This is a genomic window from Streptomyces vulcanius, from assembly GCF_042653945.1.
GTDB classification, from domain to species: Bacteria; Actinomycetota; Actinomycetes; order Streptomycetales; family Streptomycetaceae; genus Streptomyces; species Streptomyces mangrovi.
The window spans coordinates 312,757-337,656 of sequence record NZ_JBHSFK010000006.1 but is presented as its reverse complement, the minus strand read 5'-3'; the positions used below and the strand labels follow the sequence as shown (position 1 = coordinate 337,656).

Here is a 24,900-nt window from a genome sequence, read left to right as displayed (position 1 = left end):
GGCGAGAGTCGTTTTCGAGCGGTAGGGCGCCTGTATGACCGTTGAGTCCGGCGGACGGGGCGAAGAGGAATGCGGGGCACGTGAGTGCCGGAACTATATGCGCGTCGGTGCTCGCGCTCAATGCCCAAGGGTGAAGACTGCATGACGCGCCTCTCCCTCTCTTTTCTCATTACGGCTATATGAGTCACTTATTTTACCGTTTGACCGGTCCCGCGATTTGCGCGACGGCATAAGAACGCCGCGTGGTACACACGATGAACTACATCTGACAAACCGATGTGTTCCGAGAAGTTACGGTACCCCGCCGTACCGTAATCTGTCGCGTGGCCCCGGTACTACAGCCGGTGTTGTGACGGAGTGGTCATATTGGCGGTTCCAGTGCAGGACGAGCCGGGTTCTGGCCCCGCGGGCAGCGGCAAGCTCACCATCGAGCGCGTCTACCTGATCACCGGCCTGCCGCCCGGCACGGCGACCCCCAGCCCTGCACCACGTCCGCGACCGCACTTTCCGCGAGGACGACTCCAAGATCCACATCGGTCGCCTCCCACGCATCATGGCCGGCCTGCGCAACCTTGCATCGGCGTCCACCGTCAGGACGGTCGCACCAACATCGCCGCCGCCCTCCGCTGCACCGCCCGCGACTGCCGCAGATCCCTGAACGCGCTGCCGGTACCAGGAGCACCATTTGCGGACCTCGTGCTGGTCGAAACCGACCTCGTTCTTCGCCGCTTGAAAAGTCTCCTCGACCATCCACCGCTGACCCGCGGCGATCACCAGCTCGGCCGGGGTGGTGCCAGGGGTGTGGTGGCACAGGAAGCAGGCGACCTCGCGGACGAGTTCGGCCTTCTTGTTTTTCTTGTTCGGCACGGTGGAGCGTCGGATCAGCAGGGTCCGCTTCAGTCCGGCGAGGGTGTCGGCCAGGCCGACGACGGCGAAGTCGCAGGCGCGCGGCCCCATGGCCCCGTCCGCGCACGAGCGGCGCTCCATCAGCGTCTCGGGAACCCTCGCCCACAGCTGCCGCGCCTCTTGGGGCTGACCTGGGCGTTCTCGACCTGGCCAGTGACACCCGGGTACTGCCTGGCCACCCCGGCGCTCTTGGAGCCCTTCTTGATGTCACCGGTCTCGTCCGCGATCAGCACCGCGTCCTCGGCCCGCAGCGAGTCCACCACGAACTCCCGTACCCGATCGCGCAGTTCATCCGCATCCCAGGACGCACGGGCCAGGAAGTCCTGCAACCGGTCCGGCGAGGCATGCCCGGCCGCCTCCGCGACCTGCCACATGTTCTTGCGCGGCACATCCGACAACAGCCCGCGCACCATCGCCCGCAGATTCTCCCGCGAGGCCGGGCGACAGAACACATTGTCCACCGACGCGCACAGCGCCTCCAGATCCGCGTCCCAGGACCGAACCTCGTTCGCGGTCAACTCATCACGCCGGACCAGACCCGGCGGCAGCATCAGCCCCATGGGCCACCCACGAGTCCGGTCATCGTCACGTCACGTGAACGACCGGCTGCAGTACCGGTGAACTTGGCAAGATCGCCACAGCCGTCACATGTCGGCGCGCCGTCAGGTCCGGCGCAGGGCGGGGAGAAGCACGTGATCGACCAGGTCTGCCACGGTGCCGGTGTCAATGCAGCGACCGTGGAGCAGCACTTGACGCAGCGCCAGCGCGGAGACGAGAGTCGTCAGCAGCTCGACCGGAACGGAGGGCGCGATTTCACCGCGCGCGACCCAGCGCCTGATGACCGACTGCAAGGCCGTCGAGGGCGCCCCCTCCATGGCCTCCACGGCAGCCTCGAGCAGCGCGGTGTCACGCGGCGCTTCGCTGAGAACGTTCGCCAGGAAGCGTGCGCCGTGTCTGTCACCCCATGCGTAGTGCAGCACGCAGGTGCGCAGGTCCTCGCGCAGGGAGCCAGTATCGGGAACCGCCACTTCGTATACCCGGGCCCGCATCGCGGCGATGACCAGGGAGATCTTGTCGGGCCAACGCCGGTAGACGGCTCCCTTCCCCGTCCCGGCCTGCCGCGCGATGGCCTCCACGGTGGCGCCGACAAAACCTCGCAGCACGACGATGTCCACCGTGGCGTGCAGGATCGCCTGGTCGAGTTCCGGGTGCCGGGGTCGCCCCGGTGTCCCCGCCTTCTCGCCGGTCCCGGCTGTCGCCGTTCCGACCGGCCCAGGAGAGCTCTCACGACCCTGTGTGTTCATGTCCGCGTCACCGCCGTCCGGGTACTTGCATCGCTGTGATCATCGTCTGCGTATTCGAGGGCAGCGGGCGACAAGTTGTCTGCTCATGCGGTGCACCTGTTGCCACCGACCCTGGGCCGGCCCGGTGGGCAGCGGTCTGATCACCGCGTCCGGAGCGTCACGTCCTGCCCAGTGCGGTGTCGATTCCGTGGCCGGCCTCCTGACTTCCCGTCAACGCTGCCCTATCTGAACAGCCGGAAACGGGGGCTGGCAACACCGTGCGATTCTCTTGGCGAGAGATGTTCTGTGCACGTCCCGATGGACCACGGGAACCGTATGCGCAGCGACACGCTCGGCGGGCCTGGCCGCGGGCAGCGGTGCACCCGGCAGGACGGTGGCGTCGTGCCGGGTGCGCGTGACATGTGTCGGCCTGTGGGTCCGCCGGTCGTGGCGCCAGATGGCCTGTGGGTACGGGCGCCTACCGCGCCGTCTCCATGGGCTGCTCCGTGTCGTGGAAGCTCATGGGACGGCCCGCGGCCAGGACGTCGGCGATCTTGTCGGCTTCGAGTCCGGCCGTGAGCTCCTGCACGACGCGCCGGTGTCCGTCGACGATGACGAAGGGCGAGGAGACGAGGGCGAGCGGTGACAGACCTCGCGCGATAAGGGCTTGCCCGGCTGGCGTGGTCTCGGGCGGCACACCGGCCCAGTTCCAGGCGTCCTTGGCGCACTCGAAGGCACCGTTGCTGAGATGTATCCCGTTGCTGGTCCGCTCGAACGGCTTGCCGCCCCGCTGCGCCAGCGGGAAGAGGCCGGCCAGTGCGTCTCCCCGCACGCTGCCGGGCAGCGCCAGCGCCGGGTCGGTGACGCCGCAGAACTCGCGACGCACCCGGGGCCACGGCAGCGGGGTCCGGGAGGCGGTGTGGATGGTCAGAGCGAGGGCGTCCGCCGAGTGGAACTCCGCGAGGATGCGCGGCATATGGGCGTTGAGTACCACGAAGGGCAGACCTCCGTGGTACTCCGGATGCGTGATCACCTGAGCGAACAGGGAGTCGCCGACACGGCTCGGGCCGTCCGGGCCCGGGCTGTCGACACCGTGCCGGAGGGTCGCCTCGGTGTTCAGACGGTTCAGCAGGTCGACGGGCAGGCCGAGCTCGTCGATGGCTTCCTGCGCCGCGAACACGGGCAGCTGCTCGATGGGACCGAAGCGCTCCACGCACTCAGGACCGCCGTAGGTCTCCAGGAAGGTCTGCCGCTCCTCCTCGGACATCTGGCCGCGTGCCGCGAGTTCGGCGTAGGCGCCGTGGTGGCGTTCGCCGAGCCGGCGCCTGCGGATCTCCTCGTACGGGATCACCCGGGCGTTCCCGACGCGGTAGCCACACTCGGCGAGCCGCACCGCCACCTCGGTCAGTGCTGTCTCCGAGACGAGGGTGCCCGGTTTGAAGACCAGGACGCCGACGAGTGTGGTGGTGTCCACGGCACTGTCCGGCGCCCCGGAGGCCGACCACATGCCGTCCGCCAGCACCCGTTCGAGACCGGCCGAGGCGCGCTCGTCGGCGTCCGGCACTCGTCTGGCCCGTCGGCGGATCAGGGCCGCCGCCCACCATGTCGGATCGCACGCTCCGGCGTCGCGGGTGTCGACGTGCATGCTCCACGGCAGGCCGCGCACCTCGACGTGCCGGGGCCGGACAGCCTTGACCTCCACGCCGGGAGCCAGGTCGTGCAACCACTGGCGCAGCGTGTCCGGCCGCACCTCACCGGCGACGGTGATGACCTCGCTCATCGGCCGAGATCCTCCTGCGCGCGCGCCATGGCCGTCTCGGCGTGAGTCAGTGTCTCCTCCACGAGCTCGGGCGTGTGCGCCGTGGACAGCGCCCAGTTGTGCCCCGCGTGCAGCAGTGTGCCCTGCGCGGCCATGTGCACGGCGAAGCGGCGCATCCACTTCTGGTCGTCGTCCCGGACCGTCACACTCGGCATGGCGACCGGACCGGTGACCTGCATGGGGACGCCGTTCCGCTCCGCGATGCGCCGCAGCCCCGAGGTCAGCAGCTCGCCCGAGTGCTGCATCTTCTTCACGCCCTCTTCGTCCCGCAGGAGGGTCAGGTTGGCGAGGGCGGCGGCCATGGAGTTAGCCGAGTTCCAGAACGTGCCGGCCAGGAAGATCTGCTCCGACGTCTTCCGTATCGCCTCGGTGCCCATGACGGCCGACAGCGGCCATCCGTTGCCCAGCCCCTTGGAGAAGCAGACGAGGTCGGCGTGGAAGCCGAAGGCGGCGTGCGAACCGCGCAGGTCCAGGCGGAACCCGGCCCGCACGTCGTCGACGACGAGCAGGGTGCCGGTGCGCCGGCAGTGGGTGTTGAGCGCGTCGCGCCACTCGGGCGTGGCGAACTCGGCGTCCCCTGGGATGGGGTGGTGGTACGGCGTGACCACGAAAGCGGCGAGTTCGTCCCCGTGGCGGGCGAAGAGCTCGTCGAGGGCGGCGACGTCGTTCCACCGGACCTGGTGGACCAGCGAGGTGTCCTGACCGGGGCGGCCCTGCCCCGGGTCGGCAGGGCCGTTCCAGCTGTGGGAACCGTGGTACGCGTTCACGACCTGCGCGACGTGTGGACGGCCGGTGTGCGCACGGGCCATGGTCAGGGCGGTCCACGTGGCGTCGGAGCCGTTGGCGCCCCAGGCCGCCCAGGCCATTCCGTCGACCAGGTCGACCAGCAGCTCGGCGAGTTCGACGGTCTTGGCCGTCGCCTGGCTCAGCGTGCTGCCGCGCAGGGCCTGGTCGCGTACAGCGTCGTCGATCTCGGGGCGCGCGTAGCCGTTGATGATCGCCCCGTAGCCGCAGATGTAGTCCACGTACCAATGGCCGTCGACGTCGCGGAGGCGGGCTCCCCGGCCGCAGTCGGCGAACCAGGGCAACTCGTCCGGATCGAGCGCGGAGGGCATCCGGTTGTGGCCCCAGACCCCTCCCGGGATGACTGTACGGGCACGTCGCAGCAGGTCGACGGAGGCGCTGTACCGGCCTTGGGCGGTGTTCGGCATCTGTTTTCCTCTTGGGTGGGCGGGATGGTTCTCGGGCTCTCACATGCGGCCGGCGCGGTTCACCCGGCGCCTGACGAGGCGTAGGGCCGGAGCCGGTCCGCGAGGTGCGGGAAGGACGTGACGAGCTCCTGACCGGTCAGCAGTTCCTGATCGGCGAAGTCGAAGCCCGGCGCCACCACTTCGCTGACGAGCCCCTGGGTGACTCCCTCGGGCAGGGAGCTGGATTTCCACCAACCGCCGGGGCAGGTGAGCACCGGGACCTCGCCGTTGCCCGTGTCCGTGCCGAGTATCCGCTCGTGCAGCACCCCGTCGGGGTCGACCATGAGGTAGCGGATGGGTCCGGGCCCATGGGTGAAGTGGGTGATGTCGGATTGATTGCGGTGCAGGTGACCGACGGGCGACTGGGTGTCCAGGAAGTAGAAGATGGAGTTGGCCAGGAACCGCTTGCCGCGGGGTGTCTCCATCGTTCCGTCGGATTCGTAGGTCTGCCGGTAGTAGCCGCCTTCGATGTGCGGCTCCAGGAACAGGCTCTCGACCGGGGACCGTTGCTTCCGCGGGGTTCTGAGGGAGGGCGACGGCGGAAGGGGACGCATGTGCGCGACCCGGAGCTCCTGCTCGTGCGTCCAGTCGGAACGGCCGGGAACGACGGCCTCGCTGAACAACGTGTACTGGCCGGATGCGGGCAGCAGCGTGTGGGAGACACCCGCTGGCAGTGCATATTGCGGAAGGGCTCCGGCCGCCGGGTCGTCACCGAGCATCGCGGTGGGCGTGCCACCCGAGGAGTCGTGCAGGTGGACCGAGAGCGGGCCGCCGCTGTGGAAGAACAGCAAGGTGTCGGCCGTGGTGTGCCGCCACCGCAGGGCGGCGGCGGGCGGCAGGAGCCTGGTACGGGCCTCGAACGGGGCGCCGGGGGTGTGGTGTGTGATCGGCGGGCCGGACCACCCGCCGGACTCGTCCGGGGTCAGGTTCAGCGCCTTGCACAGGATGGTCATCTCGTCGCGCACAGGGTCCTCGCTCGTGCCGCAGGGTGGGAGGCCGTCAGTACCGGTAGTGGGCGCTCTTGAACGGGCCCGTCACGTACACGCCAAGGGCGAGTGCCTGCTCCTCGGTGAGGGTTGTCAGCCGGGCGCCCAGTGCCGGCAGGTGGTAGCGCGCGACCTGCTCGTCCAGAGTCTTCGGCAGGGTGTGCACACCGGCCGTCAGGCCCTGCCGGGTGTGGAGTTGCAGCTGGGCGAGCGCCTGGTTGGTGAACGACGCCGACATCACGAAACTGGGGTGGCCGGTGGCATTGCCGAGGTTCATCAAGCGGCCCTCGGACAGGACGATGACCGAGTGCCCGTCCGGGAACTGCCACTCGTCGACCTGGGGCTTGACGGGCTGCAGACGCACTCCGGGGACGCGGGCCAGACCCACCGCGTCGATCTCGTCCGCGGTGTGTCCCATGTTGCCGACCACGGCGAGGTGCTTCATCCGGGACAGCTGCTCGGCGGTGACGATGCCGGGGGCGCCGGTCGCGGTGATGACGAAGTCCGCCTGGTCGATCACGTCGTCGAGCAGGACCACGGGATAGCCGCTCATGGTCGCCTGGAGGGCGCAGATCGGGTCGGCCTCCGTCACCACGACCCGGGCCCCCTGACCGCGCAGGGCGTCCGCGCAGCCCTTGCCGACGTCTCCGAATCCGCAGACGACCGCCAGCTTGCCGCCGATGAGGACGTCGGTCGCCCGGTTGAGCGCGTCGACCACGGAGTGCCGGCAACCGTACCGGTTGTCGAACTTCGACTTGGTCACCGAGTCGTTGACACTGATCGCCGGGAAGAGCAACTCCGCCCGGTCTGCGAGACGGTGCAGCCGGTGGGCGCCGGAGGTGGTCTCCTCGCTCACGCCGCGCACCGCCGCGGCCAGGTCCGTCCAGTAGCCCGCCGGGGCTTGCAGCGCCCGCCGCAGCGCGTCGTCCTCCGCCGAAGAGCCGGGAGCGGTGTCCGGGTCCGCCGCGTCGCGTGAGACGGACCCTGCCGCCGCCCGCTCGGCGGCCACTCCGGCGTGTATCAGCCGAGTCAGCCCGGCGCCGTCGTCGAGCAGCAGAGTCGGTCCCCGGCCATTGGGCCACGCAAGTGCCTGGCGGGCGCACCACCACAGCTCGTCGTCCGTCTGCCCCTTCCAGGCGAAGACAGGCACGCCGTCCGCTTCCGGACCCCCTACGGCCAGTGCCGCCGCGGCGTGGTCCTGGGTGGACAACTGATCCGAGCCCGCCCAGCGCACCTGCGCGCCGAGCGTCACCAAGGTCTCCACCAGCACGGCGGTCTGGACCGTCATGTGCAGGAACCCGCTGATGCGAGCGCCGGCCAGCGGACGCTGCGGTCCGTGCTCACGCCGCAGCGCCATGAGACCGGGCATCTCCTGCTCCGCCAGCGCGATCTCACGGCGTCCCATGCCCGCGAGATTCGCGTCCGCGACGGCCAGGTCGGCCTTGTTCCACTTGGGCTCGGGAAATTCTTCCAACCCGGAGTGCTTCTCGGGTTCGGTCACCTGTATCGACACGCTAAGTCCCCTGCTCCGTATTCTCGCTACTCCGGCGGCATGCTCGCTCCCGGATAGTGCGCGGAACTCTTTGGGGCTGCCAAGGGGTTGTCCGGTGTCCATGGACTTGGGCAACGTGACCGCGGGCATCCCTCACGTCATCCGGTGCGACGACCGGCCGGTACCGCGCGGACGAGGGATTTTTCCCCCGGTCGTGCCCATATCCGCGACCGTCCTCCTGGAGCGGGGACCGCGAAAGGCGACAACACATGGACAACAGCCGGAGCCTTCCGAGTGATCGTCTCGAATGGCTAGGTTCCCAAGGGGTCAGGAAGTGTGCCAATCCCGGGCCGATTGTCCGCTCGTCACGCTCCCGTCCTGTTCCGGAAGAAAGAGAAATGGCGATGGCTTCAGAAGAAAACGAGTACCTCGGGGTCCGGCCGTCAGGAATCCTCATGGTGCTCTCCGGGCCGTCCGGTATCGGCAAGACGTCCTTGGCCAAGAGCATGCGGGAAGCCGATCCGACGCTCGGCTACACCTACAGCGTGACGACCCGGGAACCACGGAAGGGAACAGAGGAGCACTACGATTTCGTGAGCCGTGAGAAGTTCCTGAAGATGGTGGACGACGGTGAATTCATTCAGTGGATTCACCCGTCCTTCGATGAGTACTACGGCACCTTGCGCGCTCCCGTCGATGAAGCGCTGACGCAAGGGCGGGACCTGGTGTTCGACTACGTCCCCGAGGGCTACCTCAATCTGCGGCGCTACTACCCGCACAACACGGTGGGAGTCTTCGTGATGGCTCCCACCGTCGCGGAGATGAAGCGCCGTCTCGCCGGCCGCGGCACGGAGGAGGACGCCGAGCTGACCCAGCGCCAGGAGATGGCCATGCGGGACTTCGAGTTCGTCGGTGAGCACGATTACCACGTGTTGAACGATGACTTCGACGAGACGCTCGCGACCCTTCAGGCCATCCGGCGCGCGGAGAAAGCACGCCTGTCGCGCCAACCGGGGGTCCTGGAGGCATACCGGCGCCGCGCCAAGCCCACGCTGCTGCGCTATTACGAGTCCGCCTGACCGCCCAGGGTCTTCGAGAGGGCGGTATGTGCGTTGAGGCCGATTTGCCCTTTCGGTTGGGATGAGCGGCCTGGTTGCGGGCTCGCTGGGCGGCTATGGCCTGCAGTCCCAGGTGCCGGAAACGTTCAACTTCCTCAGCGATGTGCAGGCTCGCGTTCTGATCGACCGCAACAGCCGGGCCAGCGGCCTGACAACGACACAGATCCGCACCAAGGTCAACCCGACCCGCCCGATGAAGCGGTACGTCAACTCCCGTCTCTACCAACGGGTTTTGGGCATACTCCGAGAGGACGAGATCGACCAGGACGAGTTGCCGTCGGACGTGCTCGACGGCCTGAGCAATTACCGGGCGTTGCTCCAGCGCCCGCACTACCTCGACTACAGCGAGATCCTCCGCCTCGCCGCGGACCTGCCGCTCCCGCCACCAAGTACGGGAGGGCCGGCCACCGAACCCGTGGTCAATCTGCGCGCCCACGTGCAGGACACGGTCCGATACGTCGCGGTGGACGAATCCCCTGAGATATGGCTTAAGTTCCTCCGGCGTGGGTTCGCGTGCGTCCGGCATCTTCGGAAGCTCGCTCAAGGGGTCGATCGACCTCACGTACGCCCTTGCCCACTCCAACCAGCGCCGGGTCTGACTCAGAGTGGGCTCGTCCACAACGCCATGAAGCTCACCAATACGACGTTCCAAGGCCGTGCAGTACGCGCCGAGGGCCGCAGACTCCTGCCACCGCCCGGCCTCTTCGCGTAGTGCCTGGACAAGTTGTTCGCGAACAGCCTGTTCTTTCGCCACCTCCACGGCCGCTCGCCAGCGAACTTCGCGTTCCACAATGGCCTGCTGCTCGTCCTGCCTGCGCCGAGCGTCTTGCGCCGCTCGTACCTCGATCTCTCCAAGGACCGCGTCCAGGGCCTCTTCGAGCGCCCGGGTCTTCCGATCTCGCCAGCGCCCGGGCCGGTCGGTCAGGCCATGAGCGAGCTCCACGACGAGGCGAGAGGAGCGGTCGGGATCCGTGGACTGCGGGAACTCCTGCTGACACTGACGGTGTATGCGACACCGTCGACAGCAATGTCCACTCCGCCCTCGCGTGGGTGAAAGAACGAGTGGGCCTTCCGCACCTCGTATCCTCGCCGGACCGCCTCAGCCGACAGTCCCTGCAGCAGCAGAATCGACCTTCGGCGGAGCTCAGACGGCATGACGAGTCGGCGCTCGTCGTCTTTGAGTGCGGTCACGATCGGATGGAGGTTCCCCAGTCGTGAGGGAACGGGAACCGGATCCCCGTTCTCCTTCGGCCGTTGACTCCGCGCATTGGGATGCGGGCCGTCCGCAAGAAACAGCTCCAGCCCCGGCCCACCGTACGGAACCTTTTCGATGCGCTTGCCCGTTGGTTCCAGGCCGTGCCGTTTCGCGTGGTTGACGACACGCCGCCACTCCGTGACCTCGTCGTCATCAGGGTCGGTGATCCGAACGCGGCCCTCGGCGACGAGCCGCTCGATCAACTCATGAGCCTTCGCCCGCCGGGCTCGCGCGACGGGCCTCTCACTGTATGACGTCCGAGGGTTGGCGGACGCTGCCGACTCACTGCCATCAGCGACCGCAGAGTCGTCGTCGATCATCAAGATCCCACCATCCGCAAGGTATCGGCCAAGCGCCAGTCACTCGACATCTAGGCTCCACCGCCCGCGCTGGAAACGAGGCCGTTCGACGAACCCGTACTGCCGTATAGAGCCAAAAGGCGCCCGTCAGCGGTGGGAGTCCCCTGGGATTTTTCTGGGACTTCCGGCCCCATCAAGCGGCACGAACGTGAAATAGCCGAAAGGTCATTCGCGCAGGTCAGCGACCATCAACCGCTCATCGCGGCAGGTCACCGCACTCGCTGGTCCCTTCCGGGACATCTGAGCGGCGGCTGCCGCCACGCCCGCTCCGGCCTGCGTGAACGCGGGGCCGAAGGGGGTGCGGCGGCACCCGTGGGCGACCGCTCGCGGCGCGCGTGGTGTCACTTGTCGGCGGCGAGCCTGCCGCCGACGCCGAAGCTGTCGGTGGGGGTTTCCTCGATGAAGACCATCACCGTCTCGGCCGGGATCCGGTAGGTCTCGACGAAAGCCTCGGTGATCTTCTTGATCAGCTCCCGCTTGAGCTCGACGTCGCGGGGGCCCTGCTGGATGGTCACTGCGGGCATGACTGGCTCCTTCTGATCCTTGTTGTCCTTCTCGACGCCGTGCGGTCCGTGCCGTGGCGCAGGGCCAGTTCACTGCGCCGGGCGGTGTCGATCAAGGCGCACTCGACTCATACACTCATCATGGATCGTGATGAGTGAAGGGGGCGGGGTATGGAGCTGCGCCAGGTCAGGTACTTCCTCGCGGTCGCCGAGGAACTGCACTTCGGGCGTGCCGCCATGCGGCTGCGCATCGTCCAGCCGGCGGTCAGCCAGCAGGTCCGCAGACTGGAACGCGAACTCGGCCTGGAACTGTTCGACAGGACCACCCGCAGCGTCACGCTGACCACCGCCGGGCACGCTTTCCTGCCACGCGCCAGGGCCATCGCGGCGGCCGAGGAAGCGGCACTGGAGACGATGGCCGCGCTGCGCGCCGACCAGCTCACGACCTTGCGCGTCGGCACCAACACCGGTCTCGGCACACGGCTGGAGGGGCTGCTGGCGGACATGGCACACCATGCGCCGGAGATCACCGTGGAACTGCACAGCGTCCCGCCCGCGCCTCGGCTGCAACGGGTACGAGACGGCGAACTGGACGCCGCCTTCGTCCGCGGGGTCGCCCGGAGCCCGGGGCTCGACCTGATCCCGGTGTGGCGGGACGAGCTGGTCGCGGCGTTGCCGGCGTCGCATCCGCTGGCCGCACGCGAACGCGTCGAGATCGCCGACCTGGCCGCCCTGCCGCTGCGCATCGCGCCCCGCCACACCAACCCGCATCTGGTCGACCTGATCACCGGTGCCTGCCGGGCCGCGGGCTTCGAGCCCGTCATGGGCCCCGCCTTCACCACCGACCAGGACACCCTCGCGGCCATCGGCAGCTCCAAGCCCACCTGGACCGTCTTCTACTCCTCCAAGGCCGCGATCCTGCCCACCGCCCGCACGGCCTTCCGCCCGTTCGCCCCGCCGGCACCCGCCCTGCAGACCTACCTCGCCGTCCGTCCGACCACTTCCGCGCGACGCCTGGCTCCCCTGCTGGACGCCTGCCGCTCTCAGGAATCCCTGCCGAGGGGCGAGAACCAGTGAGTCCAGGAGTGACCTTGTTGTCAGGGCCGCGGGGGGTTCGGCTGGACGAGACCGGTCTGGTAGGCGATGACGACGAGTTGGGCGCGGTCGCGGGCGTGGAGTTTGGCCATGGCGTGGTGGATGTGCGTGCGTACCGTCAGGGGACTGAGGAACAGCTGCCCGGCGATGTCCGCGTTGGTGAGTCCTTCGGCGGCCATGGCCATGACTTCGCGTTCGCGGTCGGTGAGTTCGGCGAGGTCCTTGCGGGCCGCGGGGTGGGTGCCCGGCTGGGGGGCGGTGAGGAAGCGGGCGATGAGGTTGCGGGTGGCCTGCTGGGAGAGGAGGGCGTCGCCGACGGCGATGGTGCGGATGCCGGCGACGAGTCCTTCGGCGCCGACGTCCTTGCCCAGGAAGCCGCTGGCTCCGGCGTGCAGGGCCCGGGCTACGTGTTCCTCGGTCTCGAAGGTGGTGAGGATGAGGACGCGGGTGCCCGAAAGGGCGGGGTCGGCGCAGATCGTGGCGGTGGCGGTCAGGCCGTCGGTGCCGGGCATGCGGATGTCCATGACGACGATGTCGGGGCGGTGGGCGCGGGCGAGGGCGACCGCTTCGTCGCCGTCGGCGGCTTCGCCGACCACCTCCATGTCGGGGCGGGAGTCGACGAGGATCCGGAAGGTCTCGCGCAGCAGGGCCTGGTCGTCGGCGAGCAGGACACGGATGGTCATGGGGTGCTGTCCTCGGCGGGAGCGTAGGGGTGGAGGGGGAGTTCGGTGCTGACTTCGAAGCCGCCGGCGGGGCGGTGCCCGGCGTGCAGGTGGCCGCCGATGGACAGGGCGCGTTCGCGCATGCCGATGAGGCCGTAGCCGCTCTCGGGGGTGGATGCGGGGGCGGTGGCGGGGCCGGTTCCGTGGTCGGTGACGGTGATGGCGAGCCGGTCGTGGGTGTAGGTGAGGTCCACTTCGGCGGTGCTGGTGTGGGCGTGCTTGGCGACGTTGGCCAGTGCCTCCTGGACGATGCGGAAGGCGGTGAGGTCCGCTCCGGGGGACAGCGGCTGCGGCGGTCCGTGGGTGGTGAGGGTGACGGCGAGTCCGGCGGCGGTGTGCGCGGCGACCAGGCCGGGGAGCTGGGCCAGGCCCGGGGCGGGCTGCAGCGAGTCCTCGGAGGCGTCGCTGCGGCGCAGGAGTCCGACGGTGGCCTTCATCTCGCGCAGGGCCGCGGCGGTCGTGTCGCCGAGGGCGTTGACCATCTTCTCGGCCTGGGCGGGGTGGCTGCGGATGAGCAGGGCGGCGGTGGTGGCCTGGGCGTTGGCCAGGGCGAGGTGGTGGGCGGTGACGTCGTGGAGTTCGCGGGCGATGCGCATGCGTTCCTCGGCCACACGGTGCCGGGCCTCCTCCTCCCGGGTCCGTTCGGCGTATTCGGCGCGGGCGTGCACCGATTCCAGGTAGGCCCTGCGGAACCGGGCCGTGGAGCCCAGGGCGGACGGCAGCAGCAGCCAGGCGACGGGGCCGAGCACGTTGAGCGCGAGCGCGTCCCCGGCCGGATCGGCGATCAGCGCGGCACCGGCGACGAGCGGCACGGCGGCGAGGGTGACGTTCCGGGTCGTGGTGCGTTCGGTGTGCGCGGCCAGCGAGTACAGCGCGACCATGAGGGGCGCCAGCAGCAGGGCCGTCATCACATAGCCGGCCAGGGCCATACCGGTGGTGCACAGGACCGCGACGGTGGTGACGGGGCGGGGCCGGCTGCGACGCCACAGCAGCGCGGCGCAGGAGACGCCGGCCAGCAGCACGCAGGGCCACCACCGGGCAGGGGCCGCCGCGTCGGAGACGCTGTACATGCTGCCCGGGAAGGCCAGCACGAACAGCACCACGGCCACCGCGGAGTCGACCGTACGGGGGTGGTTGCGGGGGTAGCTCTGCCAGGTGGCGGTCATCGTGCTTCCTGGTGCTTTCTGGTGCTCTGGTCGGATGTGCTGATCATGACGGCCCCTTCAGGCTGCCACTAGTGAACGGGGAGATCCCGGGCGGGGAGATCCCCTCGCTCCGCCTGGTCGGCCGTGCCGGCGGGGACGGCCGCGGCGCGGGTCAGGGCGTGGCCCTCGACGTCGACGTGGGGCACGATCCGCTCCAGCCGCCGGGGCATCGCCCAGGCACGCTCGCCCAGCAGCGCGAGGACGGCGGGCACGATCGTCAGCCGCACGAAGAACGCGTCGAACAGCACGGCGATGGCCATGCCGAACCCGATCATCTTGATGAGCGTTTCGCCGACTCCGATGAATCCGGAGAACACCGAGATCATGATCACGGCGGCGGCGACCACCACGCGGGCACTGTGGCGGAAGCCGGAGACGATCGCCTGTCCGGGGCGTTCGCCCTGGAGGTGGGCCTCCCGGATGCGGGTGACGAGGAAGACCTCGTAGTCCATGGCGAGGCCGAAGACGATGCCGACCATGACGATCGGCATGGTGTTCATGATCGGGCCGGTCTGGTCCACACCCAGCAGGCCGGCGAGCCATCCCCACTGGAAGACGGCGACGACCGCGCCCAGGGCCGCAAGCACCGACAGCAGGAATCCCAGGGCGGCCTTGAGCGGAACCAGCACCGAGCGGAACACGATCAGCAGCAGCAGGAACGCCAGGCCCACCACGAGCCCGAGGTAGGGCACCAGGGCGCCCTGCACTTTCTGGTCACTGTCGATGTTGCCCGCCGTACTGCCGCTGACCATGTACGTCGCGTCGGTGGCCTTCTCGATCGCCGGGCGTTCGCCGCGCAGGGTGTGGATCAGGTCGACGGTCCGCTCGTCGGTGGGAGCGGTGGCCGGTACGGCGGTGAAGATCGCCGTGTCTCCCGCCGTGTTGAAGCTCGCCGCCGAGACGGACACGACGCCCTCGGTGGCACCGATCCTCTGTGCGGTCGCGGCCACGGCGTCCTTGGGGTCCTTGGCCGACCCGGCGTCCACGACGATGGTCAGCGGGCCGTTGAAGCCGGGCCCGAAACCCTTGGCCAGAGCGTCGTACGCACGGCGCTCCGTGGTGGAGGTCGGCTTGGACTCGTCCCCCGCCGTGCCCAGGTGCAGCTTCGCCGCGGGCAGGGCGATCACGCCCAGGGCCGCCACCGCCGCGAGCAGCACCGGCAGCGGCCGGCGGACGACCAGGCGGGCCCACCGGCTGCCCAGGTTCGGCTTGTCCGCGCCGGCGTCGGTGTGTGCGGCGCGGCGTACCGAGCGGGCGAGGACGGCCCGGGGAAAGAAGCCGAGCATGGCCGGGATCAGGGTGACCGCGACGAGCACGGACAGGGCCACGGTGCCGGCCGCGGCCAGTCCCATCTGGGTCAGCGTCGGGATTCCCACCACCGACAGCCCGGCCAGGCCGATCACGACGGTCAGGCCCGCGAACACCACCGACGATCCGGCCGTGCCCACGGCCACTCCCGCCGCCTCCTGCGGGTCGCGGCCCCGGGCGCGTTCCTCCCGGTAGCGGGAGACGATGAACATCGCGTAGTCGATGCCGACGGCCAGCCCCAGCATCAGCGCGAGCGTGCTGGTGGCGCTGGACAGACCCAGCGCGCTGCTCAGGGCGAGGATCGTCGCGGTGCCGATACCGACGCCGATCAGCGCCGTCAGCAGCGGCAGTCCGGCCGCGGCCAGGGAACCGAAGGTGAGGAGCAGGACCACGGCCGCCACCACGACGCCGGCCACCTCGGCCAGGCCGCCCGACGGCTGGGAGGCCAGGACGGAACCGCCGACCTCGACCGTCAGCCCCGCGTCCCGGCCCTCTTCGACGGCCCTCTCCAGCGCCTGCTTCGCGGTGTCGGTGACGTCCTTGGCCTTCACCTCGAAGGTGACCGTCGCGTACGCCGTCGAGCCGTCCTCGCTCACCGTGTCCGCCTGGAACGGACCGGCCGCCCGGACGACCTGGTCGACCTTGCCGACCCGGCTCACGACCTCGTCGATGACGGACCGGTTCCGCTGGTCGGTCACCTGCTGCCCGTCGGGCGCCACGAACACGATCTTCGCGCTCGCGCCCTCGGCGCCGGCGCCGGCGCTCACGCCCGGGAAACGCTGCTCGATGAGGTCGAACGCCCGCTGCGACTCCGTCCCCGGCATCGAGTAGGAGCCGTCCGGTACGGCCGGCGCCAGCGCCGACGCCGTTCCCGCGGCGACGAGCGCCACCACCCACATCAACAGCACGCGCCAGCGGCGCCGGAAGGCCAGCCGGCCCAGTCGATCAAGAAAGACAGCCACAGGAAGGGTCTCCACATCCGAACTCGGGGAACCCTTCCAGGCTGTCCGCGCGGCCCCCGTCCGTCTTCGTGTGGCCGCCGGTACGCCCCTACTGCATGCGCAGTAGACGCGCTCACAGATGGAGTCGCCCGGTGAGCATCGCCATGGCCAGTTCGACCCGTGAGCCGCGGCCCGTCCGTGAGAACAGCCGCGACAGCCGTCCCTCGACGCTCTTCTCGCTGGTGCGGAGGATCTTGGCTATCTCCTTGTTGGTCAGGCCCTCGGAGACGAGTACCGCGAGCAGCCGCTCGTTCTCCTCGGCGGTGGCCTGGCGCCCCGGCACCGCCACCCCGTGCTCGCGCATGAGGGAACGCAGCCAGAACCGGGGCATCAGCGCGTCGAGTTCACCGAGCATGGCGTAGGTCTCCCGCAGCATCGCCGGATCACCCATGCCGTAGCGGATCAGATGAGCCAGCACGGAGCTCTCCTCCAGGGGCTGCTGCCGCTGCTGGGCCAGTCGCCTCGCCGCCCTCGCTGCACCCTGGTCGTCGTGCACGGCCGCGTGCAGGACGAGGCGGGTCATCTCGGCCCGCTCGGTGCCCAGCCTGCGGGCGACCCCCTCCACCTTCTCCAGGCACTCCTTCAGGACCTCCGACCGGCCGACGCGCATCGCCACATCGGCCACCCGCAGCCACAGCAGGTCGGTCCCCGCCACCACGCCGTCCGCCTCGGCGCGGCACACGGCCGCCCGCAGCAGCGACCGCGCCCGCTCGACCTCTCCGTGGACCAGGTCGCGCAACGCCTGGGCGGAGTCGAGCAGATGAGGCAGCATCGGCTGCCTGGCCCGGGCCAGCGCGAGGAGTTCGCCCGCGCGCGTGAGCCTGCCGCCGCACACCAGCTGGACCGCCGCGTGGTGGTACATCGCGCTCTGGACGGCGTCGCAGGTGTGCACACCGGTGACGGCACTCCTGCGCGCCAGGTCCATCGCTTCGCGCGGACGCCCCCGGTGGAGGGCGATGAGCATCCGGCTGGGCAGGCCCAGCTGCCCGGGGGTCCTTCCCGTGTCGGCGAGCAGTTGTTCGGCTCGGCGGATCTCGCCCAGCGTCAGCAGCTCGCCGACCCGCGAGTGCACCTCGGCGGCCGTCGCCTCTCCCGCACGGTGACGAGCGGGCAGGGTGGCCCTGCTGCGGTCCGTCCCGTCCGTGATGCCCAGCCACAACTCCGCCGTCGCGACGAGGAATTCGGCCTTCCATTCGAGCAGTCCGCTCTCGTCGTCCCGCCGCACCGCCCCCAGCAGGTCGCGGACCTCACGCCAGCGGCCGAGCAGCAACAGGGCACACCCGCGGGTGACGGCACGCTCCAGCGGCCCCGCCGAGCCGGGGTGCTGAAGGGTGCCGTCAGCCGCGATCTTCTCGAGCGTGGTGAGTTCGCCCGCCCGGTACAGGGCGGCCAGGTGCGCGAAACAGACGTCGAGCAGCTGGTCCGGGCGCAAGGGGGCGCGGTGGGCCCGCAGTACGAGCCGCAGGGAGTGCAGACCCTCCTCGGGCCTGCCCTGTGCCAGGCAGATCTTGGCGTGCTCCAGCAGCAGTCGGGGCCGCTCCACCGGGTCCGTGGTCTGATCGGCGGCGGCCCGCAGCCACCGCACGGCGCGGTGGTCGTCGTACGCGTCGCCGTTGTGGTGCGCCAACCGCTCGGCGGCTGCCAGCAGTTCGGTCCTCGCGCGGTCGGGGTCCACCAGCCGCCCCGCGGTCGCGAGCTGCTCGGGGAGGTAGGAGGAATCGGCGCAGCGCGCGGTGCCCCGCCACAGCGCGGAGACGGCGATCCGGGCCATGCTCCGCCGCTCGTAGGGGCCGAGCGACGCCCCGACGGCTGCCCCGGCCAGCGGGAGCCGGTACTCCCAGACGGAGTCCGACCGGCGATACCGCAGTACGCCGGCCTCGGCCAGCCGCGCGAGCAGGGCACGGGCCTCCTGCTCGGTGACCGGGAGGGCCTTCGCCGTCAGCCGTGGCACGGCCTCGCCGAGCGGGCCCAGCACGGCCACCGCCTTGGCGACCTCCCAGGCCCGGCCCTCCGTCTCACGGACGGGCAGCACCAGTTCGCCGATGGCGGACGGACACGCGTAGGAGCCGCTGCTCACGAGATGGGCGTGCCGGTCGACCACCCGGACGTGGCCCTGGTCCCGGGCGGTCCTGAGCACCGCGCGAGCCGCGGCGGGCCAGCCCCGGGTGAGCCGCCACAGCCAGTCGACCAGCGCCGGCTCGGCCCTGGCCTCCATCTCGGCGGTGATCATGGCGCCGAGCCGGCGCGGCGACAGCGGGCGCAGGTTCACGTGATGGACCAGACCGTCCCGCCGCAGCCGGCCCGACACCGCGGCGAACGCGGCGCGGGACGCCCGGGGCACGGGCAGCGTGACGGTGCACACGCAGCGCGTGCCCGTACCGTCCAGCTGCCTGATCACGCCTTCCAGCGAGAGCAGCTCGTCCGGGGACAGGTGCTGGAGATGCCTGAGCACCAGGACCTTGGGGCGTTTCCCGTCCGTGGCCGCGCGCCGGAGAAGTCTGTCGACCACGGGAATTTTCGGTGAAGAATCGTCGAAGGAAATGCGCACCATTTCTGGAGGCGCGCCAACGGCCTTCTCCCGGAACTCTCTGTCACGTGCCGACAATTCATCGAGAACGGACCCGAGTTCGAGGGCGGACGGCCCACTCAGCACGACGAGATTCGGGGTTCCGGGCGTGTGGACCGCCGCGACGGTTTCGACGGCGACGCGTTCGTAGGGCGGGACGCTATGCGCTGGCTGCATGAATCCTCGCTGGGCAACCGGGGTCAACCAGATGCTAACCGGCCGCGTCCTTTCCGAGCGACGGTGGTGAGCGACGGTGGTGAGCGGGGGAGGTGGCGCCGTGTCCGTGTCCGGCAGGGACGCCGAACTGTCGGCCGTCGACGAGGTGTCGGGGCGCGCTCTGCTGCTCCTGGTCCGTGGACAGCCCGGTATGGGGAAAACAACCCTGCTGAAGGAAGTCCACCGCACCTGGCGCACCCGCGGCCCCGGCATCGTACGGATTCACTGCTCCGCCGCCGATCCGCGGTGGGACCTGTTCGGCGCGCGTGCGGTACTGAAAGCGTTCCGGAATGCCTTTCCCGGCCTCGGGGATTCCCCGCCGGCCGACGCGATGGCCGCGGTGAACCGGCTGTGCCGACCGGAAAGCTATGGCTCGGCCCGCGCGCGGTCCGCCCTCTTCGTCGAACTGGTACGGCTTTTCGGGCACCTGAGCGGCAACGCTCCCGGCGCGGTACTGGTCGACGACGTGCACGCCGCCCCCGACCCCGCGCTCGTCGTGGCCGCCGCCCACCGCGTCGGCTGCACGGTCGTGGCGACGTACCGCGAGGACGGGTGGGGCACCGGGCCGACCCGTTCGACCTCGCTGAGCAGCTTCGCGGATCGTGTCGTCGAGCTGGGCCCGCTGCCCGACCACCGGATCGACGTCCTGCTGGCCGACGCGGCCGGTGAGCCGCTGGACGAGGCCGTGGCACCCGCGCTGCGCGCCGCGCTGGGCCCGCTCGCCGGAAACCCGGGCACCGTTCTGGACACCTTCGAAGCGCTCCGCCGCGACGGCGGCCTCGTCCGGTTCCAGGGCCATCTGTGCCTGAGCGATCCCGCGGCCGAACCGGCGCTGCCCGTCGGCCACCCCCTGGTGCGGCGGGTCGCGCAGTGCGGTGGCGTCGGCAGGCAACTGCTCGCGCTGACCGCTTCGGCCGGCCGCTTCGCCATGGACGGCCTCCCGGACCTCGCGGCGGCCACCGGCCGCGATCTCGCCGTCTGCGGCCGGACCGTGGACCGCCTCGTCGCCGCCGGAGCCCTGGCGTGCGACGACTACGGGGTCCTGCGCGTCCCCTGCCCCGCGCTGGTCCCCGCCGTACTGCCCGGCACGGCCCGGGCCGAGGCGGCCGAGGTGCACCGCGCGCTCGCCGAACACCTGCTGCGCGGCGACCGCGCACCCTCACCGGACCCGGCCGTGACGGCCGACCACATCGCGCTCGCCGGCTCCGCGCTGCCGGCCGCCCCCTCCGTCGTACCGCTTCTGGAGCGCGAGGCCGCACGGGCCCTCCCGACGTGCCCCACCCGGGCCGCCCGCTGGTACCGGGCCGCCCTGCGGCACGGCGAGCCCGGTGACCCGGCGCACTCGCGCGCCCTGGCCGCCCTGTTGCCGCTGCTGGTGCGGACCGGCGACTACGAGGGCCTCGCCGAGGCCGTGGCCGAAGGGGTGCGTGCCGACCGCCGCGGGGCCGGTCGGCGGTGTGCGGAGCTGACGGCGTACGCCGCGCTGGCCGCCGTCCACACCGGGCGTCCGGTGTCGGCCCGGGTGGGCGAGGCCCTGGCGGACGACCCGGCGTCCCGCGCCGCGCCGGAGTTCGCCGCCCGCTGGTTCACCGGCCGGGAACCGCTCCGGGTGAGCGAGGTGGTCTCCGCCTTCACCTGCCTCCGCCCCGACGGCCCCTTTGCGGACGACTCCCCCCGGAGCGGCCGTTTCGATCCGGTGGCCCTCTTCCGGCGGGTGCTCGGCACGGCGGGCTACGGCGAACCGGTCACCGGCCCGCTGGCGGCCCACGCCCGCATCATGCGGGACTACCGGGACGGGAACTGGGCCGGCATCCCGTCCGGGACCCGCGCACTCGAACTGGCGGGCCCGCCCCACACCCCCGTCCACCACGCCGTCCGCCTGGTCGCCGCGGAGGTCCACTCGACCATGGGCGACTTCGAGCGGAGCGCCGCGTGGCTGGAACTGGCGGGGGACGACTGCCCGTTCCCCGCACTGCGCACCTGGGCCGCGATGGGCCTCGCCTACCGGACCGGGGAGTGGGAGCGCTGCCGGGAACTGGGCTGGGCCTTCTGCGAGAAGCCGGTGGACCAGGCCGACGAGGGGGGCGCGGTGGGCGTCGACTGGCTCCTCGTCCGGCTCGCGTTCGCCCAGTGGGGGGAAGGCGGTCGCCAGGTGCGGCTGCCGCGCCTGCGCGACCGGTCGGAACAGTGGTACGCCCGACTGGGCGGAACGGGGCTACGGGCGGCGACGCTCATCGTCCGCGCCTTCGCCGAACGCGACGTCGTCAGCGCCCACACGGCCGCGGACATCCTGCGCGAGCACGGCGGCCGGAGTGAGCTGATGCGGGCGTGCATGACCGTCGCGTTCCTGGCCGACGACCCGGGTCCCTGGCACCAGGAGGCCCACGACATCGCCCGGAGCCTCGGCGACAGCCTCCATCGGACGGCGATCACGGAGTCGATGCGGGCGTCCGGCACGACTCCGGCCCGCGACGACACCGATCGGGACAGCTCCGCCGCGCTGTCCGGCCTCGAAGGGCGCATCACCGCCCTGGTCGGGCGGGGACTGACCAACCGGCAGATCGCCAGGGAACTCCAGGTGAGTGAGAAGACCGTCGAGAACAACCTCACCCAGGTGTTCGTGAAGACGGGCTGCCACTCGCGGCTTGACCTGGCCCTGGCCGTGATGGAAGGCCGCCTCTCGATGGTCCTCCCGCGTTCGTGAGGGATTCCCCCCGGGAAGCGGCCGTGCCCTCCGGCCAAGTGGACTACTCCACCAGGATGTTCGGCAGAGGCGCACCTCGTGTGACGCGCGGTCTCTCGCGCGAACCCTCCCCCCACTCCCCCACGCCTCCGGGGCTTCGCGCCCCGCGAAAGGAAGATCATGAAGGACCGGGCCAAGGTCGAGGACCTGCTCGTAGTGTCGGATCTGCAGGTGCAGACCTCGGAGACCGCGTGGAAGCACGTCAGGGCCGAGTACGTCGACATCATCGACGACATCCTGGCGACGCTGGCGCCGAGCGGCCCCTACGCGTACACCGTCAGCCCCTCGGTAGAGGAGGGCAAGGAGCTCCCGACCCAGCGCATCGTCACCACGTTCGACGAGATCGCCGCGTCCTACCGCGGCATGCACCGGTACGCCGCCGTGGTGGCGATCCGCCCCGTGGCGGAGATCAACGCCTCCTGGTACACGTTCGTCAGCGGCCGGGGGCGCGGGCGCCTCAAGACGACCGGTGAGGAAAGCGAGCGGCCGGTCATCGTGCTGTTCCCGACGATGGGCTCCGAGGGCATCACCGGTGAGCTGTTCTGGGGCAGGACCCAGCAGGACAGCATGCCGGGGGACGAGGCCGACGGGGTGCTGGCCAGCCGCTACTCCGTGGCCGGACTGCACGGGACCCTGCTCGACGCGTACCGCAAGGGCGATGTCGACGCGATCGTCGAGAAGGCCCACCCCGAGATCCAGGCGGGCCTGCGTGACTACGTGTCGCATTCCGGGACCCTGCCCGAGATGCACACCAAGGACGACCTGCGAGCCCACCTCGAGGCGTTCTACGACGAGTACTCCGTCCGCTCGATCGAGGTCGTCCACCGGCACTTCGACGACTGGTTCTTCTTCCACGAGCTGCGGTGGACGGTCGAGGCGCGGCGCGGCGCGAACGCCGGACAGAGCTTCCGGTACCACACCGCCGAGTACGCCGAGGTGTCGGCCGCCGGCCTCGTCGTCGCTCACATCGGCCATGGCACGGACCAGATCAAGCTCGGCTGATCCGGCGTCCGGACCGCGGTAACCACCCCCCTCAGACCGGGGGCGCCTTGAGCGGAGGCGCCCCCACCGCGCCGCATCCCGTGGGGACGGGAAACGGCGCTTCCTTCGGGCCCGGCGGCCGGGGCATTCCGTCCCGCCGCCGGGTCCGAGGCAGACACAGCCGCCGAGAAGGAGCACCACCACCATGAACACCGGTCTTGAAGGGCGCAGCGTGATCGTCACCGGCGCCGGGAACGGCACCGGCCGGGCGGCGGCCGTGCGGTTCGCGCGAGAGGGCGCGTACGTGCTGGTCGCGGACCTGAGACGGGCGGGTGCCGAAGACACCGTCAAGGCCGTCGCGGACGTGGGAGGCACGGCCCTCGCGGTGGTCGGCGACCTCAGCGACCAGCAGGTCGTGCACCGGGTCGTCGACACCGCCGTCGAAGCCTTCGGCGGTGTGGACGTCCTCGTGCACAACGCCGCGCTCATGGACCAGATGTCGGTCGTCAGCGAGACCGGCGACGCGGAGTGGTACCGCGTCATCGAGGTCAACCTGACGGCACCGTTCCTGCTGACCCGCGCCGTGCTGCCGCACATGATGGCCGAGGGGCGCGGCTCGATCGTCTTCACGGCGGCCGAGGCCGGCCTGCGCGGCAGCATCGCCGGGGCCGCCTGCACCGCCGCCAAGCACGGCGTCATCGGCCTGGTCAGATCACTCGCCGTGACCTACTTCGGCGTCGGCGTCCGTACCAACGCCATCGCCCCCGGCGGCACCGGGACCGACCTCCCGACCGCCGCCCTGCCCAAGGCCCACGGTGACAACGTTTTCGCTCCCCTCTTCGGCGGCGCGGGCCGCGTCGCCACCGCCGAGGAGCAGGCCGCCGCCATCGTGTTCCTCGCCTCCGACGCCGCCGCCCACATCAACGGGACCCTGCTGGCCGTCGACGACGGCTGGTCCGCCGCCTGACAAACCGTCCGCCCCCACTCCCGTAGTCAGCAGCTTCAGAAAGAGAGCTTTCCTCATGGCCACGATGAAGTCCGTCCGCACCGGCGCCGTCGGCAAGGTCGACGTGGTGGACGTCGAGCGTCCCGTGCCAGGGCCCAGGGACGTCCTGGTGAAGATCCGCGCCTGCGGCATCTGCGGCACCGACGTCACGTTCCTGCACATGGGCGGTATGCCGGCCCGCGCGCATGCGGGCGGTGAACTGGTCCCCGTCGCGCTGGGCCACGAGCCGGCCGGCGAGATCGTCGAAGTGGGCGCCGACATCGCCGACCTGAAGGTGGGTGACCGCGTGGTCGTCAACCCGCAGGACGCCCCGACCGGGATCATCGGCTGCGGCGGGAGGTTCGGCGGCATGAGCGAGTACCTGCTCGTCGAGGACGCCGTCGTGGGCAGAAGCGTGGCGGTGTTCCCCGACACCGTGCCCTTCGACGTCGCCGCGCTGAACGAGCCGATGGCGGTCGCCCGGCACTGCGTCAACCGGTCCGGGGCGGGGCCGTCCGACAAGGTCGTGGTGTTCGGTGCCGGGCCCATCGGTCTGGGCGCGGCCATCTGGCTGAAGCTGCGCGGCGTCGCGCATGTCGTCGTCGCCGACGTGCTCCCCGATCGCCTGGAGACCGCGCTGGCGGTCGGCGCCGACGCCGTCGTCGACTCGGCGAAGGAGAACGTGACGGAGCGCCTGACCGCACTGCACGGCCAGGCCGCCAACGCCCTCGGCCAGCCCCGCGCCGGCACCGACATCTACATCGACGCGGCCGGCGCCCCCGCCGTCTTCCAGGCCGCCGTCGACTCCGCGAAGTGGGGCGCCAGGCTGGTCATGGTCGCCGTACAGAAGAAGGGCTCGGACACCGACCTCGGCGGCATGCTCCGCAGCGAACTGACCCTCGTCGCCTCGCAGGGCTACCCCACGGAGATCTTCGAGGTGACCCCGGAGATCGTGGAGCACCACGAGCGCTTCGAGAAGCTGATCAGCCATCGCGTGCCGTTCGCCGAGGCCGACCGTGCCTTCGAGCTGACGCTGACGCCGGGCGCCGCGGAGAAGGTCGTCGTCACCTTCGACGAGTAGCGCGGGACGGCGGAGCCGCAGTCACC

20 protein-coding genes are annotated in these 24,900 nt (G+C 70.6%); 7 read left to right on the top strand and 13 right to left on the bottom strand.

Annotated features, from left to right (window positions below):
• Positions 1–291: 291 nt before the first annotated feature.
• The 7 genes from ACFPIH_RS12230 to ahcY form a co-directional block, all read right to left on the bottom strand.
• The gene (locus tag ACFPIH_RS12230; RefSeq protein ID WP_381174263.1) at positions 292–987 is read right to left on the bottom strand and encodes a hypothetical protein; all 696 of its coding nucleotides are present in this window, start codon (positions 985–987) and stop codon (positions 292–294) included.
• Positions 987–1,466: a transposase gene (locus tag ACFPIH_RS12225; RefSeq protein ID WP_381174261.1), complete on the bottom strand. Its 480-nt coding sequence runs from the start codon at positions 1,464–1,466 to the stop codon at positions 987–989. The genes ACFPIH_RS12230 and ACFPIH_RS12225 overlap by 1 nt, the downstream gene beginning before the upstream one ends.
• 102 nt (positions 1,467–1,568) lie before the next feature.
• The gene (locus tag ACFPIH_RS12220) at positions 1,569–2,210 is read right to left on the bottom strand and encodes a TetR/AcrR family transcriptional regulator (protein ID WP_381174259.1); all 642 of its coding nucleotides are present in this window, start codon (positions 2,208–2,210) and stop codon (positions 1,569–1,571) included.
• 457 nt (positions 2,211–2,667) lie between these two features.
• Positions 2,668–3,969 carry a hypothetical protein gene (locus tag ACFPIH_RS12215; RefSeq protein WP_381174257.1) on the bottom strand — a complete coding sequence of 434 codons (1,302 nt, stop codon included), beginning with the start codon at positions 3,967–3,969 and terminating at the stop codon, positions 2,668–2,670.
• Positions 3,966–5,219, bottom strand: coding sequence for an aminotransferase class III-fold pyridoxal phosphate-dependent enzyme (locus ACFPIH_RS12210; RefSeq protein WP_381174255.1), 1,254 nt, complete (start codon positions 5,217–5,219; stop codon positions 3,966–3,968). Before ACFPIH_RS12210 ends, ACFPIH_RS12215 begins: the two co-directional genes overlap by 4 nt.
• Before the next feature lie 59 nt (positions 5,220–5,278).
• Positions 5,279–6,223 carry a cupin domain-containing protein gene (locus tag ACFPIH_RS12205; protein WP_381174253.1) on the bottom strand — a complete coding sequence of 315 codons (945 nt, stop codon included), beginning with the start codon at positions 6,221–6,223 and terminating at the stop codon, positions 5,279–5,281.
• Between the two features lie 34 nt (positions 6,224–6,257).
• Positions 6,258–7,718 (bottom strand): adenosylhomocysteinase, encoded by a 1,461-nt coding sequence (gene ahcY / locus ACFPIH_RS12200; protein ID WP_381174300.1) that lies wholly within the window; start codon positions 7,716–7,718, stop codon positions 6,258–6,260.
• Positions 7,719–8,140: 422 nt separating this feature from the next.
• Here ahcY and ACFPIH_RS12195 point away from each other — a divergent pair, with 422 nt between their 5' ends.
• The gene (locus tag ACFPIH_RS12195) at positions 8,141–8,815 is read left to right on the top strand and encodes a guanylate kinase (protein ID WP_385876729.1); all 675 of its coding nucleotides are present in this window, start codon (positions 8,141–8,143) and stop codon (positions 8,813–8,815) included.
• 61 nt (positions 8,816–8,876) lie between these two features.
• A complete protein-coding gene (locus ACFPIH_RS12190; RefSeq protein WP_381174249.1) occupies positions 8,877–9,566 on the top strand; it encodes a hypothetical protein in 690 nt (229 codons plus the stop codon).
• 209 nt (positions 9,567–9,775) lie between these two features.
• Here ACFPIH_RS12190 and ACFPIH_RS12185 read toward each other — a convergent pair whose 3' ends face one another.
• Together ACFPIH_RS12185 and dmpI are read right to left on the bottom strand one after the other, a co-directional pair.
• The gene (locus tag ACFPIH_RS12185) at positions 9,776–10,429 is read right to left on the bottom strand and encodes a hypothetical protein (RefSeq protein WP_381174247.1); all 654 of its coding nucleotides are present in this window, start codon (positions 10,427–10,429) and stop codon (positions 9,776–9,778) included.
• 380 nt (positions 10,430–10,809) lie between these two features.
• Positions 10,810–10,992 carry a 4-oxalocrotonate tautomerase DmpI gene (gene dmpI, locus ACFPIH_RS12180; RefSeq protein WP_381174245.1) on the bottom strand — a complete coding sequence of 61 codons (183 nt, stop codon included), beginning with the start codon at positions 10,990–10,992 and terminating at the stop codon, positions 10,810–10,812.
• Positions 10,993–11,142: 150 nt separating this feature from the next.
• On the opposite strand from dmpI, the gene ACFPIH_RS12175 reads away from it, so the two are divergent.
• Positions 11,143–12,048, top strand: a complete 906-nt coding sequence (locus ACFPIH_RS12175) for a LysR family transcriptional regulator (RefSeq protein ID WP_381174243.1) — start codon at positions 11,143–11,145, stop codon at positions 12,046–12,048.
• 20 nt (positions 12,049–12,068) lie between these two features.
• Here ACFPIH_RS12175 and ACFPIH_RS12170 read toward each other — a convergent pair whose 3' ends face one another.
• The 4 genes from ACFPIH_RS12170 to ACFPIH_RS12155 form a co-directional block, all read right to left on the bottom strand.
• Complete coding sequence (locus ACFPIH_RS12170; RefSeq protein ID WP_381174241.1) at positions 12,069–12,749, bottom strand: response regulator transcription factor; 681 nt, start codon at positions 12,747–12,749, stop codon at positions 12,069–12,071.
• The gene (locus ACFPIH_RS12165) at positions 12,746–13,954 is read right to left on the bottom strand and encodes a sensor histidine kinase (protein ID WP_381174239.1); all 1,209 of its coding nucleotides are present in this window, start codon (positions 13,952–13,954) and stop codon (positions 12,746–12,748) included. Before ACFPIH_RS12165 ends, ACFPIH_RS12170 begins: the two co-directional genes overlap by 4 nt.
• 68 nt (positions 13,955–14,022) lie before the next feature.
• Positions 14,023–16,263 (bottom strand): MMPL family transporter, encoded by a 2,241-nt coding sequence (locus ACFPIH_RS12160; RefSeq protein ID WP_381174237.1) that lies wholly within the window; start codon positions 16,261–16,263, stop codon positions 14,023–14,025.
• Between the two features lie 112 nt (positions 16,264–16,375).
• The gene (locus ACFPIH_RS12155) at positions 16,376–18,811 is read right to left on the bottom strand and encodes a LuxR C-terminal-related transcriptional regulator (protein ID WP_381174235.1); all 2,436 of its coding nucleotides are present in this window, start codon (positions 18,809–18,811) and stop codon (positions 16,376–16,378) included.
• Between the two features lie 340 nt (positions 18,812–19,151).
• On the opposite strand from ACFPIH_RS12155, the gene ACFPIH_RS12150 reads away from it, so the two are divergent.
• The 4 genes from ACFPIH_RS12150 to ACFPIH_RS12135 all read left to right on the top strand — a co-directional run bounded on the left by ACFPIH_RS12150 (position 19,152) and on the right by ACFPIH_RS12135 (position 24,874).
• Entirely contained in the window at positions 19,152–21,788 is a 2,637-nt protein-coding gene (locus tag ACFPIH_RS12150) for an AAA family ATPase (protein WP_381174233.1), read from the top strand.
• Positions 21,789–21,947: 159 nt separating this feature from the next.
• The gene (locus ACFPIH_RS12145) at positions 21,948–22,829 is read left to right on the top strand and encodes a nuclear transport factor 2 family protein (protein WP_381174231.1); all 882 of its coding nucleotides are present in this window, start codon (positions 21,948–21,950) and stop codon (positions 22,827–22,829) included.
• A 184-nt stretch (positions 22,830–23,013) separates the two neighbouring features.
• Positions 23,014–23,775, top strand: coding sequence for an SDR family NAD(P)-dependent oxidoreductase (locus tag ACFPIH_RS12140; RefSeq protein ID WP_381174229.1), 762 nt, complete (start codon positions 23,014–23,016; stop codon positions 23,773–23,775).
• A 55-nt stretch (positions 23,776–23,830) separates the two neighbouring features.
• Positions 23,831–24,874 (top strand): zinc-dependent alcohol dehydrogenase, encoded by a 1,044-nt coding sequence (locus ACFPIH_RS12135; protein WP_381174227.1) that lies wholly within the window; start codon positions 23,831–23,833, stop codon positions 24,872–24,874.
• Positions 24,875–24,900 lie beyond the last annotated feature (26 nt).

Bases quoted from the DNA above. Each gene is read 5' to 3' on its own strand.
- ACFPIH_RS12220 (WP_381174259.1), bottom strand. From the start codon at position 2,210: ATGAACACACAGGGTCGTGAGAGCTCTCCTGGGCCGGTCGGAACGGCG.
- ACFPIH_RS12215 (WP_381174257.1), bottom strand. From the start codon at position 3,969: ATGAGCGAGGTCATCACCGTCGCCGGTGAGGTGCGGCCGGACACGCTG.
- dmpI (WP_381174245.1), bottom strand. From the start codon at position 10,992: ATGCCCGCAGTGACCATCCAGCAGGGCCCCCGCGACGTCGAGCTCAAG.
- ACFPIH_RS12225 (WP_381174261.1), bottom strand. From the start codon at position 1,466: ATGGGGCTGATGCTGCCGCCGGGTCTGGTCCGGCGTGATGAGTTGACC.
- ACFPIH_RS12190 (WP_381174249.1), top strand. From the start codon at position 8,877: ATGAGCGGCCTGGTTGCGGGCTCGCTGGGCGGCTATGGCCTGCAGTCC.
- ACFPIH_RS12135 (WP_381174227.1), top strand. From the start codon at position 23,831: ATGGCCACGATGAAGTCCGTCCGCACCGGCGCCGTCGGCAAGGTCGAC.
- ACFPIH_RS12195 (WP_385876729.1), top strand. From the start codon at position 8,141: ATGGCTTCAGAAGAAAACGAGTACCTCGGGGTCCGGCCGTCAGGAATC.
- ACFPIH_RS12145 (WP_381174231.1), top strand. From the start codon at position 21,948: ATGAAGGACCGGGCCAAGGTCGAGGACCTGCTCGTAGTGTCGGATCTG.
- ACFPIH_RS12185 (WP_381174247.1), bottom strand. From the start codon at position 10,429: ATGATCGACGACGACTCTGCGGTCGCTGATGGCAGTGAGTCGGCAGCG.
- ACFPIH_RS12210 (WP_381174255.1), bottom strand. From the start codon at position 5,219: ATGCCGAACACCGCCCAAGGCCGGTACAGCGCCTCCGTCGACCTGCTG.
- ACFPIH_RS12170 (WP_381174241.1), bottom strand. From the start codon at position 12,749: ATGACCATCCGTGTCCTGCTCGCCGACGACCAGGCCCTGCTGCGCGAG.
- ACFPIH_RS12165 (WP_381174239.1), bottom strand. From the start codon at position 13,954: ATGACCGCCACCTGGCAGAGCTACCCCCGCAACCACCCCCGTACGGTC.
- ACFPIH_RS12140 (WP_381174229.1), top strand. From the start codon at position 23,014: ATGAACACCGGTCTTGAAGGGCGCAGCGTGATCGTCACCGGCGCCGGG.
- ACFPIH_RS12230 (WP_381174263.1), bottom strand. From the start codon at position 987: ATGGAGCGCCGCTCGTGCGCGGACGGGGCCATGGGGCCGCGCGCCTGC.
- ACFPIH_RS12175 (WP_381174243.1), top strand. From the start codon at position 11,143: ATGGAGCTGCGCCAGGTCAGGTACTTCCTCGCGGTCGCCGAGGAACTG.